General features: G+C 58.1%; 11 protein-coding genes. 4 read left to right on the top strand and 7 right to left on the bottom strand.

Translation table 11 applies throughout. From position 1 onward, the window contains the following. Positions 1-71: 71 nt before the first annotated feature. The 4 genes from pncB (at position 72) to CPH57_RS05295 (ending at position 5,757) form a co-directional block, all read left to right on the top strand. The gene (gene pncB / locus CPH57_RS05310) at positions 72-1,277 is read left to right on the top strand and encodes a nicotinate phosphoribosyltransferase (protein WP_096242112.1); all 1,206 of its coding nucleotides are present in this window, start codon (positions 72-74) and stop codon (positions 1,275-1,277) included. Positions 1,278-1,494: 217 nt separating this feature from the next. Then, positions 1,495-2,895, top strand: coding sequence for an asparagine--tRNA ligase (gene asnS / locus CPH57_RS05305; RefSeq protein ID WP_033642576.1), 1,401 nt, complete (start codon positions 1,495-1,497; stop codon positions 2,893-2,895). A gap of 301 nt (positions 2,896-3,196) precedes the next feature. Then, positions 3,197-4,321, top strand: coding sequence for a porin OmpC (ompC, locus tag CPH57_RS05300; protein ID WP_046686781.1), 1,125 nt, complete (start codon positions 3,197-3,199; stop codon positions 4,319-4,321). Between the two features lie 245 nt (positions 4,322-4,566). After that, positions 4,567-5,757: an amino acid aminotransferase gene (locus CPH57_RS05295; RefSeq protein ID WP_033642574.1), complete on the top strand. Its 1,191-nt coding sequence runs from the start codon at positions 4,567-4,569 to the stop codon at positions 5,755-5,757. 74 nt (positions 5,758-5,831) lie between these two features. On the opposite strand, the gene CPH57_RS05290 is transcribed toward CPH57_RS05295, so the two are convergent. The 7 genes from CPH57_RS05290 to cmoM form a co-directional block, all read right to left on the bottom strand. Next, entirely contained in the window at positions 5,832-6,479 is a 648-nt protein-coding gene (locus CPH57_RS05290; RefSeq protein ID WP_033642573.1) for an MBL fold metallo-hydrolase, read from the bottom strand. A 64-nt stretch (positions 6,480-6,543) separates the two neighbouring features. Beyond that, positions 6,544-7,092 (bottom strand): YcbK family protein, encoded by a 549-nt coding sequence (locus CPH57_RS05285; protein WP_004928217.1) that lies wholly within the window; start codon positions 7,090-7,092, stop codon positions 6,544-6,546. Between the two features lie 180 nt (positions 7,093-7,272). Beyond that, on the bottom strand, positions 7,273-9,081 hold the full coding sequence (gene ldtD / locus CPH57_RS05280) for a L,D-transpeptidase (RefSeq protein WP_071991639.1): 1,809 nt from the start codon (positions 9,079-9,081) through the stop codon (positions 7,273-7,275). A gap of 221 nt (positions 9,082-9,302) precedes the next feature. Next, on the bottom strand, positions 9,303-13,751 hold the full coding sequence (mukB, locus tag CPH57_RS05275) for a chromosome partition protein MukB (RefSeq protein ID WP_096242111.1): 4,449 nt from the start codon (positions 13,749-13,751) through the stop codon (positions 9,303-9,305). After that, positions 13,748-14,476 carry a chromosome partition protein MukE gene (gene mukE, locus CPH57_RS05270; protein WP_004928226.1) on the bottom strand — a complete coding sequence of 243 codons (729 nt, stop codon included), beginning with the start codon at positions 14,474-14,476 and terminating at the stop codon, positions 13,748-13,750. The genes mukB and mukE overlap by 4 nt, the downstream gene beginning before the upstream one ends. Continuing rightward, positions 14,457-15,779 carry a chromosome partition protein MukF gene (mukF, locus tag CPH57_RS05265; protein ID WP_004928228.1) on the bottom strand — a complete coding sequence of 441 codons (1,323 nt, stop codon included), beginning with the start codon at positions 15,777-15,779 and terminating at the stop codon, positions 14,457-14,459. Before mukF ends, mukE begins: the two co-directional genes overlap by 20 nt. After that, complete coding sequence (gene cmoM / locus CPH57_RS05260) at positions 15,776-16,561, bottom strand: tRNA uridine 5-oxyacetic acid(34) methyltransferase CmoM (protein ID WP_033642570.1); 786 nt, start codon at positions 16,559-16,561, stop codon at positions 15,776-15,778. The genes mukF and cmoM overlap by 4 nt, the downstream gene beginning before the upstream one ends. Positions 16,562-16,705: the final 144 nt, after the last annotated feature.

The following is a 16,705-nucleotide window of genomic DNA, read 5'->3' as shown; positions in this document are numbered from 1 at the left end:
GTATACTCCACCCCCACTTTTATGATTATCCGGATTTGGACACGCGCCTGACGAGGATGCTGTAACGCGCTATGACTCAATACGCTTCCCCGATTTTGACATCACTGCTTGATACCGATGCTTACAAGCTTCATATGCAGCAAGCAGTGTTCCATCGCTATCCCGCGATCAGCGTGGCGGCGGAATTCCGCTGCCGCGGCGACGAACTGCTGGGCGAATATGCCGACGAGATCCGCGCGCAGGTCGCCCTGATGAGCCAGCTGGCGCTGACCGACGCCGAATTCGCTTACCTTTCGGGTCTGCCCTTCTTCCGTCAAGATTACCTGAGCTGGCTGCGCACGTTCCGATACGATCCGCAGCAGGTGACCATCGACAACCGCGACGGCAAGCTGCAAATCCGCATCGCCGGGCCGTGGCGTGAAGTGATCATGTGGGAAGTGCCGCTGCTGGCGGTGATCAGCGAAGTGGTGCACCGCCGGCGTTCTCCGCTGGCGACGCCGGAACAGGCGGTAGTCCACCTGCAAACCAAGTTGGCGCAGTTCAAGACGCTGGCGGGCGATTTGGATCTTTCACGCTTCAAGCTGATGGACTTCGGCACCCGTCGCCGTTTCTCCCAGGGCGTACAACAGGCCATCGTCAGCACCTTGCAGGCCGAATTCCCGTACCTGTCGGGCACCAGCAATTACGATCTGGCGCATCAGCTCGGCCTGGCGCCGGTCGGCACGCAGGCGCATGAATGGTTCCAGGCGCATCAGCAGATAAGCCCGGTGCTGGCCAACAGCCAGCGCGCCGCATTGCAGGCCTGGCTGGATGAATACCCCGATCAGCTTGGCATCGCGCTCACCGACTGCATTACCATGGATGCTTTCCTGCGCGACTTCGGCCCGCAGTTCGCCGAGCGTTATCAGGGGCTGCGCCACGATTCGGGCGATCCCGTCGAGTGGGGCGAGAAAGCCATTGCCCACTATCAGAAACTGGGCATCGACCCCATGAGCAAAACGCTGGTGTTCTCGGACAACCTGGATCTGGAAAAAGCGCTGGCGCTCTATCGCCACTTCTATCAGCGCATCAATCTCAGCTTCGGTATCGGCACGCGCCTGACCTGTGATATTCCCGGCGTTAAGCCGTTGAATATCGTGATCAAGCTGGTCGAATGCAAAGGCAAACCGGTGGCTAAGCTCTCCGACAGCCCCGGCAAGACCATCTGCCAGGACCAGGCATTCGTGCGGGCCTTGCGCAAGGCCTTCGATCTGCCGCTGGTGAAGAAAGCCAGCTGAACCTTCTCTATATAGAGAGAAAGAAAGCCGGCCCGGTTTACGCGCCGGCTTTTTTGTTTTTATCCCGAACGCCCTCTTTTCAGTCAGCCGCGATAAATGTTGCGCCAATCCGATGATTTCTGCTTGTGCTCTGCACCGCGGCAAGTAACATAGCCATTACCCCCATATTCTTGGGTTGTAAGCTATTTCTAAACCAAATTATTAAAGAGAGAAATCTATGAGCGTAGTGCCTGTAGTCGACGTACTGCAAGGTCGTGCTGCGGTTGACAGTGAAGTCACCGTACGCGGCTGGGTACGTACCCGGAGAGATTCAAAAGCTGGTATCTCCTTCCTGGCCGTCTATGACGGTTCCTGCTTTGATCCGTTACAGGCCGTCGTTAATAATTCTCTGCCGAATTATCAGGATGAAGTGCTACATCTGACCACCGGTTGTTCGGTTGAAGTCACCGGCAAAGTCGTCGCTTCACCGGGCGAAGGCCAGAGCTTCGAACTGCAGGCTACCGCAATCAAAGTGGTCGGCTGGGTCGACGATCCGGACACTTACCCGATGGCGGCCAAGCGCCACAGCATCGAATACCTGCGCGAAGTGGCTCACCTGCGCCCGCGCACCAACCTGATCGGCGCCGTGGCGCGCGTACGTCATACTCTGGCGCAGGCGATCCACCGCTTCTTCCATGAAAATGGGTATTTCTGGGTCTCTACTCCGCTGATCACCGCCTCCGATACCGAAGGCGCCGGCGAGATGTTCCGCGTGTCCACGCTGGATCTGGAAAACCTGCCGCGCACCGACAAAGGCACCGTCGATTTCAGCGAAGACTTCTTCGGTAAGGAAGCCTTCCTCACCGTTTCCGGCCAGCTGAACGGCGAAACCTACGCTTGCGCGCTGTCGAAGGTTTACACCTTCGGCCCAACCTTCCGCGCCGAAAACTCCAACACCAGCCGCCACCTGGCGGAGTTCTGGATGATCGAACCGGAAGTGGCCTTCGCTACGCTGGACGACGTCGCCGGCCTCGCCGAAAGCATGCTGAAGTATGTGTTCCAGGCGGTGCTGGATGAACGTGCCGACGATCTGAAATTCTTCGCCGAGCGCGTGGATAAAGACGCTATCGCTCGTCTGGAGCGCTTCGTGTCTTCCGATTTCGCCCAGGTGGACTACACCGACGCCATTGAGATCCTGCTGGCCTCGGGCCAAACCTTCGAAAACCCGGTTTCCTGGGGCATCGATCTCTCTTCCGAGCATGAACGTTACCTGGCGGAGAAACACTTCCAGGCGCCGGTGGTGGTGAAAAACTACCCGAAAGACATCAAAGCGTTCTACATGCGCATGAACGAAGACGGCAAGACCGTCGCGGCCATGGACGTGCTGGCGCCGGGCATCGGCGAAATCATCGGTGGCTCGCAGCGTGAAGAACGCCTCGACGTGCTCGATCAGCGTCTGGAAGAGATGGGGCTGAATAAAGAAGACTACTGGTGGTATCGCGATCTGCGCCGCTACGGCACCGTGCCGCATTCCGGTTTCGGCCTGGGCTTTGAACGTTTAATCGCCTATGTCACCGGCGTGCAAAACGTGCGCGATGTGATTCCATTCCCGCGCACGCCGCGTAACGCAAGCTTCTAATTTATACGATCACACGTTTTTTAAACGATTTCGTTACAAAACAAAGGCCAGCATCGCTGGCCTTTCGCATTTTTTAATATTGACGCACGTCACAAAGTTCCCGAAAAATTACATTTGGTTACACATACTTTCCTTTTGCAACCTGATTGGGACATTGGTATCATTTTCGTCCTAGATTAACCCGCCTGTGAATGGAACACTGCGTTCAGACACAGGACGACACCAATCTATCAACAATAGTTCCCAAAGAATTATTGGCGGCAGTGGCAAAGGTGTCCGAATAACACCAATGAGGGTAATAATGATGAAGCGCAACATTCTTGCAGTGGTAATCCCGGCTCTGTTGGCTGCTGGTGCAGCAAACGCAGCTGAAATCTACAACAAAGACGGCAACAAGCTGGATCTGTACGGCAAAGTTGACGGTCTGCACTACTTCTCCAAAGACAAAGGTAATGACGGCGATCAGACCTATGTTCGTTTCGGCTTCAAAGGTGAAACCCAGATTACTGACCAACTGACCGGTTACGGCCAGTGGGAATACAACGTTCAGTCCAACCACGCCGAATCTCAGGGCACCGAAGGCACCAAAACCCGTCTGGGCTTCGCCGGTCTGAAATTCGCTGACTACGGCTCCTTCGACTACGGCCGTAACTACGGCGTACTGTACGACGTGGAAGGCTGGACCGATATGCTGCCAGAGTTCGGTGGCGATACTTACACCTACTCCGACAACTTCATGACCGGCCGTACCAACGGCGTTGCGACCTATCGTAACAACAACTTCTTCGGTCTGGTTGACGGTCTGAACTTCGCTCTGCAATACCAGGGCAAAAACCAGAACGACGGCCGTGACGTCAAAAAACAAAACGGCGACGGCTGGGGCATTTCCTCTACTTATGACATCGGCGAAGGCGTAAGCTTCGGCGCTGCATACGCTTCTTCCAACCGTACCGACGACCAGAAACTGCGTTCAAACGAGCGTGGCGACAAGGCTGACGCATGGACCGTGGGCGCGAAATATGACGCCAACAACGTCTACCTGGCGGCAATGTATGCAGAAACCCGTAACATGACTCCGTTCGGTGGCGGTAACTTCACCAACACTTGCGCAGCGACTGAAAACTGCGGCGGCTTCGCTAGCAAAACTCAGAACTTCGAAGTGACTGCTCAGTATCAGTTCGACTTCGGTCTGCGCCCAGAAGTGTCTTACCTGCAGTCTAAGGGTAAAAACCTGAACGTCCCAGGCGTGGGTTCTGACCAAGATCTGGTTAAATATGTTTCTGTTGGTACCACTTACTACTTCAACAAAAACATGTCCACCTATGTTGATTACAAAATCAACCTGCTGGATGACAACGACTTCACCAAAGCAACCGGCATCGCAACTGACGATATCGTAGGCGTTGGTCTGGTATACCAGTTCTAAGTTGTCTCGCTTATCGGCGGTTCACCGTCGACTAAGTTAAAAAAACAGGGCTTCGGCCCTGTTTTTGTTTGTATCAGCCGGTAACTTTTTATCCTGCCGATTCCCCCTTCCCCATCATTTTTTCTGTCGAATCCTTCACGTTCATAAGATCGCGGTGTTTTTATCGCAAACGGTTGGCAAAGCCGATAACTGGCGCTACCCTGATGCTTCTGTCTGCTTAACTCCGAGATTTGGAAGCACCTGACATGTTTGAAAAAATCACCGCCGCACCCGCCGACCCGATCCTGGGCCTGACCGACATTTTCCGCGCCGACGCCCGCCCGAATAAAATCAATTTAGGCATTGGCGTTTATAAAGACGAAACCGGTAAAACCCCGGTGCTGACCAGCGTAAAGAAAGCTGAACAGTATCTGTTGGAAAATGAGACCACCAAAAACTATCTCGGCATTGAGGGCATCCCGGCGTTCGCCAGCTGCACGCAAGAGCTGCTGTTCGGTAAAGAGAGCCCGATCGTCGCCGATCGCCGCGCGCGCACCGCACAGACGCCTGGCGGCACCGGCGGCCTGCGCGTGGCGGCAGACTTTATCGCCAACCAGACCAGCGCCAAACGCATCTGGATCAGCAACCCAAGCTGGCCGAACCACAAGAACGTCTTTAGCGCCGTGGGCCTGGAAGTGCTGGAATACGCCTACTATGACGCCGCCAACCACGCGTTGGATTTTGACGGCCTGCTGAACAGCCTGAAACAGGCGCAGGCCGGCGATGTCGTGCTGTTCCACGGCTGCTGCCATAACCCGACCGGTATCGATCCAACGCCGGAACAGTGGGCGCAGCTGGCTGAACTTTCCGTCGCCAACGGGTGGTTGCCGCTGTTCGACTTCGCTTATCAGGGCTTCGCCAACGGCCTGGAAGAAGATGCGCAGGGCCTGCGTATTTTCGCCGCCAAACATAAAGAACTGATCGTCGCCAGTTCCTATTCGAAAAACTTCGGTCTGTACAATGAGCGCGTCGGCGCTTGCACTATTGTAGCCGCCGATGCCGAAACCGCCGATCGCGCCTTCAGCCAGGTGAAAGCGGCCATTCGCGCCAACTACTCCAACCCGCCGTCACACGGCGCCGCCGTTGTCGCCACCATTCTGGGCAACGATGCGCTGCGCGCGATGTGGGAACAAGAGCTGACCGATATGCGCCAACGCATTCACCGCATGCGTCAGCTATTTGTGAACACCCTGCAGGAGAAAGGCGCGCAGCAGGACTTCAGCTTCATCATCCAGCAGAACGGCATGTTTTCGTTCAGCGGCCTGACCAAAGAGCAGGTGCTGCGTCTGCGTGAAGAGTTTGGCGTTTACGCTGTGAACTCGGGCCGGGTGAACGTGGCGGGCATGACGCCGGACAATATGGCGCCGCTGTGTGAAGCCATCGTCGCCGTGCTCTAAGCGCGTCGGCGAAAGCCACCAGTTTGAAGGGGCGCGCTATGCGCCCCTTGATTATTTCTGCCGGGAAATGATCGTTACCACACCGCCGGCTCTTCGCGCAGGAACGGGTTGGTCTGGCGCTCGTGACCGAAGGTCGACATTGGACCGTGGCCGGGAATAAAGCGCATGTCGTCGCCTAACGGCAACAGCTTGGTGCGAATAGAGGCGATCAGCGCCTGATGGTCACCGCGCGGGAAGTCGCTGCGCCCCACGCCGCCGTTAAACAGCACATCACCCACCAGCGCCAAACGCGCCTGCTCATTGATAAAGACGATGTGGCCCGGTGTGTGCCCAGGACAATGCAACACCTTGAGCTTCATCTCGCCCACCTGCATCTCATCGCCTTCCGACAACCAACGGGTCGGGGTCAGCGGCGCACACTCTTCCAGCCCGAACATCCGGCTCTGCGCCGGCAAACCATCCAGCCAAAAAGCGTCCTCTTTATCCGGGCCGTAAATCGGCACCTGATAATGTTCCGCCAGCTCCGCCGCCGCGCCGACGTGATCCAAATGGCCGTGCGTCAGCAAAATCTGCGTGATTGTCACACCCTGCTTCGCCACTTCCGCTTTGATTTTTTCCGCTTCGCCGCCGGGATCGACCAACGCCGCCTGCTGCGTGTTTTCACACCAGATCAGGCTGCAATTCTGGCTAAAAGCGGTAACGGGAATAAGATGGTATTTCATAAGGCTCCAACGACAATAACGCCGCCTCCGCAAGGAGCGGCGTTATTCACTGAGGGCACCGCGATTACCAGCTCCGAACCGGGCCGGTATCGATGTGCACGAAGTTGCTACGTGGGTAATATCCTACACCACCAGCGCGCATTTTTAACGCCGCTTTACGGATATTACTCAATTGGATACCTTCAATATGGAAATCCATCGCCTGGCCCTTGGTATGGTAGCTGTGCTTGGCCACACCACGGCTGTGCGCGCGCAATTCGTTGTTGGTATCTACGGAACGGTAACCGGAGATCAGCTGCACCGGCTTGCTGGTACCCAGCAGCCCCTGCAGGCGATAGAGGTGATCAAACAAACTGGGATCGATCGATTTAACCTTGTTGGCGCGATAATCGCGGAACAGATGATTTAGCCGAACCAACTCTTCTTTATTGTAGCCTTTGCCGTCAAAGAACTCGGCTTTAATAGATTCACCGGTATTCAGGTTATTCAACACTAAAATACGCGGTCGAGCGGTGGAAAGACTGGCAAACGCCTGCCCAGGGAGCAGCGCTATGCCCATAGCTGCGCCGCCTAGCGCCAGCCATTTACGGCGATGATGATCAATTTTGTCCATGACTCTGTTAAACCCGGCAAGAATGTCAAAATAAATGCACAAAGCAGCGCACTGTCCGAACCATAACCGCCTGCGTATGCTGAGTCAACCCGCGATACGCCTAGGTTTACAGGCCCCCAGGTAAGAGGGCCTGCGGTATAGCCAAACATTCTGACCGTTATTTATTTATAATTACTGCATTTACTGCATTAATTTTTTGGCCTGAGCCAAAATTTGTGCGCCCGATCTCACCGTATTATCATAATTGTAAATATCTGTACGGAATTGCGGTTGGCCGTCATCCGAAACCCAGGCGGTCAGATAATACAGTTTTACGGGAATACGCTGGCGAATATTCACATAAGTAGTATTCCCTTCTTTCAGCGTGGAGGAAACGCGGCTATTGTTCCAGCCGGCATCCTGCAGCAGCATATTTGCCAAATCGGAAGCCTTGTTCACCCGCACGCAGCCGGAGCTGAGCGCGCGAATGTCTTTCTGGAACAGGCTGTGGTTCGGGGTATCGTGCAGGTAGATCGCGTCCGAACTCGGCATATTGAACTTGAAACGCCCCAGCGAGTTGGTGGCGCCCGGCGCCTGGCGCACACGATACGGGAAGTTGCGCGCAGAGACCATGCTCCAGTCGATCATCGCCGGGTTGATCACCTCCGCATCGTTGCTCCAACCCGACAGCACGGTATAGCCGTGTTTCTGGAAATAGTTACCGTCGCGCATCGCCTTCGGCACGATATCCTCACGCACCAGCGTAGTCGGTACGTTCCAAGGCGGGTTGACCACCACGTTGTTCAACGCGCTGCTCATCAGCGGTGTCTTGCGGCTCGGCCGCCCGACGATAACGCGGGAGGACAGCACTTCGTTGCCGTTCTGGTAGTAGGTCAGCGAGTAGTTGGGAATATTCACCATAATGCCGGTGCCGACATGCCCCGGTAAAATTCGCAGACGTTGGATATTCAGCGCCAGCAGCGCGGCGCGGGTTTTCGGTGACACGTTGAGCCACTCGCGAGTGCGCACGCCGATCACGCCGTCCGCCGTCAGCCCCTGCCATTTCTGGAAACGTTTGACGCCCTCCACCAGCTCGTTGGTGTAGAGGTTGTCGCTCACCACGCTGCCGACCTGCGGCGGCGTCTGTTCAGCGGTCAACTCCGTCACTGGCGCCGCCGACGGACTGACCGTCACACGCCCCTTCTCTTCGTCTACCGTCAGCCCGCCGTCATCAGGCTCATTGCTCTTCGCCGAGACGACCGCCGGCTCCGGCTCGGCCTCCGGCGCCGAAGCGGCCAGCATGCCAGTGCGCGTCAGGATCTCACGCAGCGCAGGAATATCGTTGCTCATTTGTCCTGGGCGCAGGCTCGGGCCGCTGCCCACCTGTGGCCAGGGGCGGTTATCCGCCAGCATATCGCGCAGCGCCTGATGCATCTTGGCGTATTGCGGGTGCTGCGGCGCGAGCGAATTCACGTAGCTCAGCGTGCGCGCCTGACGCACCGCCAGCTGCCATTGGTTGATCACCGCAGTGGGCGGCAAGCCAAGCTTGTAGGGAATATTGCTGTACAGCCAACTGGTGCCGTTGGCGCCGATAGCGGACACGAACTGCAAATAGCCCAACATCGCATCGGACAGCACCACATCGCGGCCTACGTCATTGAGCGCCGGATTGGTCAACATCTTCACCCATTGGGTGAACTGCGGCTGCACGCCGGACATCGCCAGCTCGGCCAGCTGCTGTTGAAACTGCTGAACGGCCTCGCGATCCTGCCACATCGGCTGCATATGATTCGCCGCATACAGCGGCGCCAGCGTGGAAAGGTAGTGCAGATCCATGCCGCGCGGCAACGCGGCCAGCAGTTCAGAACGGCTCTGCGCAACGGACATGCCTGCTGATGCCACCGGTAACGCCGTTACGGTGGCCAATGCGGAAAACGACGACACAAGACTACAGGCGATAGCGCCACTCAGCGCCAAACGTCGTAGAGAGTTTCCCTTTTTAAGCAACATCCCTTGCCCCCTGTATGCTCACAAAAAAAACGTCAAAAAACTGCATATAGCTTCAGTATACAAACAGAAAGGCCGTTTCGCCCTGCGGACGTCGAATTACTGTTTATCTGATTAAACTAACCGCTTTTCAACGGATAAAAAAGCAGGACTATCATCCACGCGCACAAAAAAATAGCCACCCTGCGGCGGCTATTTTCAGATTTTTAGGGCGTTTTTCTGCGTTACGGCGTTTCGACCGGCGCAGTGCCCAGCGCCGGCGGCTCGCTGGCGAAACCGCGCAGCCCCACCACGTGCACATGCTCGTGGTTCTGGAACACCTTACGCACCAGTTTATAGGTGGTGCCCTTCTCAGGACTGATGTTTTCCGGCGCCGCGATAATCAGCTGCATCTCCAGACGGTCACACAACTCGAACAGCGTGGCGATCGATTTGGCATCCAGACGCGCCGCTTCATCGAGGAACAGCAAGCGACATGGCGAGATGTCTTTACCGCGCAGGCGGCGGGATTCTTCTTCCCAGCTCTGCACCACCATCACCAGAATTGACATCCCGGTACCGATGGCTTCACCGGTAGACAAGGCGCCGCTTTCCGCACGCAGCCAGCCGTCGGAGCCACGGTACACTTCCACTTCCATCTCCAGGTAGTTGCGGTAGTCCAGCAACTCCTCACCGATGGTCTGCGGCGTGCGCTGCCCCATATCGATCTGCGGATTCAGACGCTGATACAGCTTGGCCAACGCTTCGGAGAAGGTCAGGCGGTTGCTGTTGAACAGATCCTGATGCTGTTCCTGTTGCTCGGAGAGCACGTCCAGCAGGGTGGCGTGCGCTTCGCGCACGTTGACGTTCAGACGGACGCTCTTCACCTGGCCGAAAGCAACGGCCTGCAACCCCTGGTTCAGCATGCGAATGCGGTTCTGCTCGCGCTGAATGGTTTTGCGAATGATGTTGGCCACGCTTTTCGAACTGATCGCCAGCTTCTGCTCGCGCGCGGTCAGTTCTTCGGTCAGACGGCCCAGCTCAATCTCCATCTGCTCGATGGCCTCGACCGGATCATCGGTACGGATGATGTCCTGGCGGATACGTTCGCGCAGGTGTTGGTACACCGCAATATAGAACTGAATCTTACGCTCCGGCCGCTTCGGATCTTCCGACAGACGCAGCACGTCGCGCAGGTGTTCGTTGTCCGCCACCGCCAGACGCAGCGCGCCGAGCGCCTTATCCGACATCGAGCGCAGCTCGTCGCCATCCATATACGCCAGCTCGCGGCGATGCAGGCGGCGTTCCACGCCGTTGTCTTTCACCAGACGCATCACCGCGCACCAGCCCGCCTTGGCGGTCACCACCTGCTCGCGCAGCTGATGGTAGTCGCGTTCCAGCTTGCGCAGTTTCTTCTGCAGGCCATCCATTTCGGCTTCGCAGAAGGTCAGCTGTTTCTCCAACTGATTGCGGCGAGCGCGGTTGTTGCTCAGCGCCGCATGCAGCTCGTCGCGGCGCTGACGCGCGCGCGCTTCCGCGTTGGCGTCGGCCTGCACGCCGATATCCACCAGCTCCTGGCTCAGCTCTTTCAGCATGTCGCGCTTGGCGTCATACGAGCTTTTCAGCGAGGCCAGCACCTGGCTGTATTGGGTGAACTGGGTTTGATATTGACGCAGTTGCTCACGGGCGCGGGCGCGTTCGGCTTCCGCCTGTTCCAGACGCTGGCGCAGCTTGTCGTTGAGATCGTTGTTGGCATTCTGCATGCCGGCGGAGTCGGTATAGCTGAAGTGCGCGCGACGCTGCACCACCTCTGTCAACGCGAACGCCTGCTGTTTGGCCTGACGCTGCACGCTTTGCGCCTGCGCGTAGTCCTGCTGCAGCTGTTCATGCTGCTGCGGATCGCTCTGCAGCACCGACAGCAGCGGCTCCAGTTTGGTCAGCGACACCCCGTGCTGTTGAATGTGGCGCGCGGCGTCCTGCGCTTCTTCCAGCTCTTCACGGATCTCGTCGACGCGATCCTGCAGCGTTTCATCGTTCAGCAACGACACCAGCGGCATCAGGCGGTTGAGCGCGGAAATGCCCTCTTTGGCCTGATCGTACTGCTGGCGCTGCTGCTGATTCTGCGCTTCGTGATTGTTCAGCGCACGCTCGATCTCGCCGCGACGGGCGTTCAGATTGCGGATCTCCGCTTCCGGGTCAGCGTCGAACGCCACCGCCAGATGGGTGCCGATAAAGCGGCTGAAGGCCTGATGCGAACGCTGGGTTTTCTGCACGTCGAACGACAGCGTGGCATAGCGCTCCGCCAGCGTTTCACGCTCGGCATGCAGCACTTCCAGACGGTTTTCGCGCGCCGCGCGGCCGAACAACGGCACTTCCGGGTAGCGGGAATAACGCCACTGGCGATCGGCGATCTTCACCACCACCGCTTTGTCCTGCTCTTCGACGGCGAATACGCTGTCATCGAACGACTGCGGATCCCCTTCGATCAGGTAAAGATCTTCCGGGCAATCTTCCAGCCCTTCCAGCATCTCGCGCACCAGCGACAGATCCGGCACCACGATGGCGTGGCGCGAAGGGCCGTACAGCGCCGAGAAGTAAGGCGCGTCGTCGATGGTGACGTCATCGTAAATTTCCGACAGCAACACGCCGCCGAAACGTTCGGCCAAGGTGACCAGGCGTTGATCTTCCGCGCCGCCCGGCTGGCTGAGACGTTCGATCTGCGCTTCCACTTCGCGCTTGCGGGCCGCCACTTCGTCGCGCTCGACGGTGGTTTCACGCTCGCGCTCCAGCAGCTGCTGCATGTATTCGGTCACCTGCTGGCTGTTTTCCAGCGGCTCTCCGCTCTGATCGCTGAGCTGGCTCAGGGCGTCCTGCGCCGCCAGCCACACCGGCGCGCGCGCCGTCAGTTCACGGATGCGCTGCTGGATCTGCTCCAGCTCCTGGCGCATCTCCATGCGGCGTTCGCCGGCTTCGCTGACGTTCTGCGACAGCGCTTCCAGGCGCTCTTCCAGCTCCTGCTGCAGCATGTCGAGATCGTCCGGCTGGTACTCCTGACCATGGCGTTTGCAAAATTCTTGCAGCAGGCGCTCGGCGTCCTGCTGCGAGCGCAGGCGCTGTTCCAGTTCGCTCAGGCGCAGTCGCAGCGGCTGAACGCGCTCGGCGAGGTGTTGCTGCGAAGGCCAGTCGCGCAGCAATTCGCGCGCACACTGCCAGGCTTCGCTGCGGCTGACCTGGCCGGCGATTTTACCCACCAGCTGATAGGCCTGCTCGAACTGGCCGTGCGCGGCGTCGGCCACGCTCAGCTTCTGCTCCAGCATCAGCAGCGCTTCGGTCGCCTCCTGCTCGCGAGCCTGGAAGGTGTCCAGCCACTGTTCAGCGTTGTCGGCGGTCAGGTCCGGCAGTTGGCACAGCGCGCGCGCGCGCTCCAACGCCTGCAGCGCCTGTTGGTACTGAATGGCGCGGGTCTGCTGCACGTCAAGCGCCTGCTGGTAGTCGGCCAGCTGGCTCTTCAGCTCGTCCACTTCCAGCTCGGCCGCTTCGGCGCGCGCTTCGTTCTCGGCCTGCTGCTCGCTCGCCTCGGCCACCACTTCGTTCTGCTCTTCCAGGCGGTAGGTCAGCTCTTCCAGATCGGCTTCATAGCGTTCGATCTTCTCCTGCTGACGCATCGCCGTCTGCACCAGGTTCAGGTGGTCGCTGGCGGCCTGGTAATCGGTTTCCAGATCGGATTCGGCGCCGCTCTGCTCGCTCAGCTCACGCGCCATTTCCACATGGCGATACTGTTCGGCGGCCAGCTGCTTGCGGCTGCCCAACAGATCGCTGCGCAGCGCCAGCGCCCCGTCCAGGTGGATGCGGCGTTCGTTGGCGTGGCGCATATAGTCCGCCGCCACATAGGAGGTGGCCTCGGAGATCAAATGCTTGAACAGGTCGCGATCCGACTGGGTAACGCGGATCGCTTCCAGCGTCATGCGGTTTTCGCGCAGCGCCGCTTCCATGTCCTGGAACGCCTTGCGCACGCCGCTGTTTTCCGGCAACAGGTAGTCGCGCAGCGAGCGGGTGATGGCGCTGGAGATGCCGCCGTACAGCGACGCTTCAATCAGACGATAGAATTTGCTGCGATCGGCGGACGAACGCAGGCGTTTTGGGATCACGCCCAGATCGAACATCAGCGAGTGGTAATCGGTGATCGAGTTGAACTGCTTGAACTGCACGCCTTCCATCTCTTCCACGCGCTCTTTCAACTCTTGCAGCGACAGCACGCGCGCCTGGCGCTCACCCACGGTCTGGGTCAGCAATTCAGTCGGCTGTACCGCGGTCGGCAGGCCCTGGATGGTGAAAGGTTTGATATCGACCTTGCGATCGCGTCCCGCCACCTGCTGCAGACGCACGCCAACCACCACGCGCTGGTGGCGCGAGTTGACGATGTCGAGGGTGGAGTAACATACGCCGGCGCGCAGCTTGCCGTGCAGGCCCTTGTCGCGCGAACCGCTGGTGGCGCCCGCTTCGGTGGTGTTACGGAAGTGCAGCAGCGTCAGATCGGGGATCAGTGCGGTGACGAAGGCCGCCATGGTGGTGGATTTCCCCGCCCCGTTCCCGCCGGACAGCGTGGTCACCAGCTCATCGAGATCAAAGGTGCGGGCAAAGAAGCCGTTCCAGTTAACCAGCGTCAGCGAGCGAAATTTACCGCGTTCAATCATTCCTGTTCATCCTCTGCACCGTCAGGAGCGTTATCAACCTGCTGATCCTCAGCGTCATTCTCATCGTTAAGCGACAGGCTGGTTTCAACCGGCATCGCCTCGCCGTCGCGAATCATGCGCAGCTGCGCTTCACGCGGATCGTCGCCGCTGCGCACGTCGGCGCCGAAGCGGAACACCGCCTCGGTAATGCGGAACTTGCTGCTGTCATTGCCCATGAAATAGACCATGCCGAGGCGGCGCAGGCGGTTCAGCGAGGTGCGCACCTTCTCGTGCAGCTTCTGCCGATCGAGATCCGAACCGGTAGAGCGCTGGTTGACGAACTTGAGCAGCTTGTTCTCATCCGCCAGGCTCAGCAGTTCATCGTACAGCTCCTGATGGCTGAAAATGCCTTCGTGCGCCAGGCGCTCGGGGCTGAGATACAGGTAACACAAGATCTTGCCGACCATCATATCCAGCTCGGACAGCACCGAACGCGGGATCAGCGTGGTGGAGCGCGGGCGCAAATAGAAGAAACCTTCCGGCGCCCGAATCAGCTCGACGCTGTAACGGTTGTAAAACTCTTCCAGCTCATCCTGGAAATCCATTAAAAAGGCGTGGTTGTCCAGCTCATCGATACCGATGTGACGACCCGCGCGCAGTTGGCTGTCCAGCGCCGGGAACAGCGAGTTGGACAACGCTTTGGCCAGCTTGACTGGCATTACTTGTTCAATATTTGTCGATGACATGGGCCTGGACCTTGGCTCCGTAATCATTGATTGCCTGCCATTCCGCCGGCAACCCTGAGAAATCTGCTTCAGCCACACCGAGGCGCACTGCCTGGTCGACCACTAAACGTGCCACGTCGAAATGACGCGCACGCGGATATTGCGCCAGGTAATCGCGCATCACCGCTGCAAGGTTGAGCGGCATCTGCTGTTCCTGGTACACCTTCAACGCCTCTTCGATCATCGCCGCCAGCTGTTCGCGAATCTCGCTGAACTCTTCGAACTCCAGATCCGGCGGCAGTTCCCCGGTCACTTCCTCGCTGCGCAACGCCAGTTCTTCGTCGCGCATGTCCAGCAAACGATCGGCATTGGCATGGGTCAGCGCCCACGGGTGGTCGAAATAGGTTTGCACCGACTGGCGCAAGCGTTGGGCGAACACGCGGTTTTTATCCATATCGATAGCGGTACGGATAAATTTGTGTACGTGGCGATCGTAGCCGATCCACAGGTCGATCGCCTGTTGACCCCAGCTGATGATGCGATCCAGCTTGCTCTGCAGATCGAACACCAGCTTGTCGACGAAGCCCAGCTCCACGTTGCCGAGGGTCGCGTCCTGGATGCGCAGCAGGTTGGCCTGCAGCTTATCGCCCGCCGCATCCAGCGTATCCTGCAGTTCGCGCAGGGTGCCTGAGGTTTCCGACAGCAGCATTTCGCAGCTGGAGATCGCCGCCCGCCAGTCTTTGCTCAGCAGCGCCGCGATGTCATTTTTCACGCTCTGCTGCTGCTCGTCCATCACGCGTTGCGTCATGTCGATGCTGTCGAAGATTTCCGCCACCGAATATTTCAACGGCGCGAACACGTTGCGGTGCCAATGGAAATCGTCGCCGCCCTCGTCGGCGGCATCGGCGGCGCGCTTCAGTTCCTGCGCCACGATCGACAGCTGCATCGACAGACGCAGCGTGGAGAATTCGCGTTGGCGAATATAGTAATCGGTAATGCCGATACCCAGCGGCGTCAGGCGGTAAATCGCGTTACCGTCCGCCAGTTCGCTGGTAAAGCGGTTCAACAGGCGCTGGCGCACCATGTCGTTGATCGCATTGTTGGCGCGCATCGCCACCGTTTCATGCGTCTGTTCAAAACCCTTGCTGACATGGCGAAATGCATCAACCAGCTCACCTTCGCTCATCTCGCCGTCCAGCCGTTCGCCATTCAGGGTGGCGATAGCGAGCAGAAATGCGAGACGCTCCGTAGGGAGCGAAATAGAGAAATCATTTTTCCGTGCCCAGGCGACCAGTTCGGGTACTGTCTGGGAAAATTCACTCATAGTTCGTCCTTCAGGTTTGGTTTATGCGCCATGACGTGAATATAGCGCCCCAAACTCACGTACGGCTCCTGCCGGCAATAGTGCTGTTCAAGCGCCAGTAACTCTTCAAATTTTTGGGTTTGCAGCTGTCTGCTCTGCAGATAGTCGTGGAACACCCGCACGCCGGTTTTGCCGCTGATGCGCATGCCCAGCTGTTCCAGCCAGCCGTAGACCAATAGCGGATCGTGCGGATATTGCGGCGACAGCGAACGCTTGCGGCGCCGTCTGACCTCGGGATCCACCAATTGGAAGTTACCCAACACCACGTTACGCATCAAGAGACCGTTGGCGTTGAAGAACATCAGCGACAGCGCGCCGCCCGGCGTCAGACAATCGCACAACGCCTGCAGCGCCGCCACGGGTTCAGCGATCCATTCAAGCACTGCATGAAACAATATCAGATCAACCGGCTGTTCCAAATGTTGAGCGATATCCTGCGCAGAACTTTGTACGAATTGCATGTTCTGGCTCACACCTTTCTGCTCCGCCAGCTGCGCGGCGCGCTGGATCATCTCACCAGAAAGATCGCACAACAACACCTGATGTCCTAATTCTGCCAGTTGGCAAGCCATATGGCCTTCACCGCCCCCGGCATCAAGGATGCGCAGCGGCCGCTGCGGCAACTGGGCCAGCAGCCCGGTCAGATCCTGCCAAACCACCGCCTGGCGGATTTTTCCTTTCGTGGTGCCGTAAATATTACGCGCAAATTTTTCAGCAATATCGTCAAAATTACGATCCTGCATGGACAACGGCTCCGCTGATCTCAGTCTTGTCGGCGGCAAAGCGCACGCCCATTCAAACCTGCTATTTTGGCACAGACTGGCTTAGAATGTATCTTCTTGCGGCCTGTTTATGCCTGGATGCCGTTTTTTCACTCAAAAGGATCT

Source organism: Serratia sp. JKS000199, from assembly GCF_900215455.1.
In the GTDB taxonomy this organism is placed as follows: Bacteria; Pseudomonadota; Gammaproteobacteria; order Enterobacterales; family Enterobacteriaceae; genus Serratia; species Serratia ureilytica.
The sequence above is the reverse complement of the archived record's forward strand: the minus strand, read 5'-3'. Positions and strand labels throughout refer to the sequence as shown.

What these genes read in the sequence shown, in the direction of transcription:
- pncB (WP_096242112.1), top strand. Translation starts at nt 72, where the DNA reads ATGACTCAATACGCTTCCCCGATTTTGACATCACTGCTTGATACCGAT.
- asnS (WP_033642576.1), top strand. Translation starts at nt 1,495, where the DNA reads ATGAGCGTAGTGCCTGTAGTCGACGTACTGCAAGGTCGTGCTGCGGTT.
- ompC (WP_046686781.1), top strand. Translation starts at nt 3,197, where the DNA reads ATGATGAAGCGCAACATTCTTGCAGTGGTAATCCCGGCTCTGTTGGCT.
- CPH57_RS05295 (WP_033642574.1), top strand. Translation starts at nt 4,567, where the DNA reads ATGTTTGAAAAAATCACCGCCGCACCCGCCGACCCGATCCTGGGCCTG.
- CPH57_RS05290 (WP_033642573.1), bottom strand. Translation starts at nt 6,479, where the DNA reads ATGAAATACCATCTTATTCCCGTTACCGCTTTTAGCCAGAATTGCAGC.
- CPH57_RS05285 (WP_004928217.1), bottom strand. Translation starts at nt 7,092, where the DNA reads ATGGACAAAATTGATCATCATCGCCGTAAATGGCTGGCGCTAGGCGGC.
- ldtD (WP_071991639.1), bottom strand. Translation starts at nt 9,081, where the DNA reads ATGTTGCTTAAAAAGGGAAACTCTCTACGACGTTTGGCGCTGAGTGGC.
- mukB (WP_096242111.1), bottom strand. Translation starts at nt 13,751, where the DNA reads ATGATTGAACGCGGTAAATTTCGCTCGCTGACGCTGGTTAACTGGAAC.
- mukE (WP_004928226.1), bottom strand. Translation starts at nt 14,476, where the DNA reads ATGTCATCGACAAATATTGAACAAGTAATGCCAGTCAAGCTGGCCAAA.
- mukF (WP_004928228.1), bottom strand. Translation starts at nt 15,779, where the DNA reads ATGAGTGAATTTTCCCAGACAGTACCCGAACTGGTCGCCTGGGCACGG.
- cmoM (WP_033642570.1), bottom strand. Translation starts at nt 16,561, where the DNA reads ATGCAGGATCGTAATTTTGACGATATTGCTGAAAAATTTGCGCGTAAT.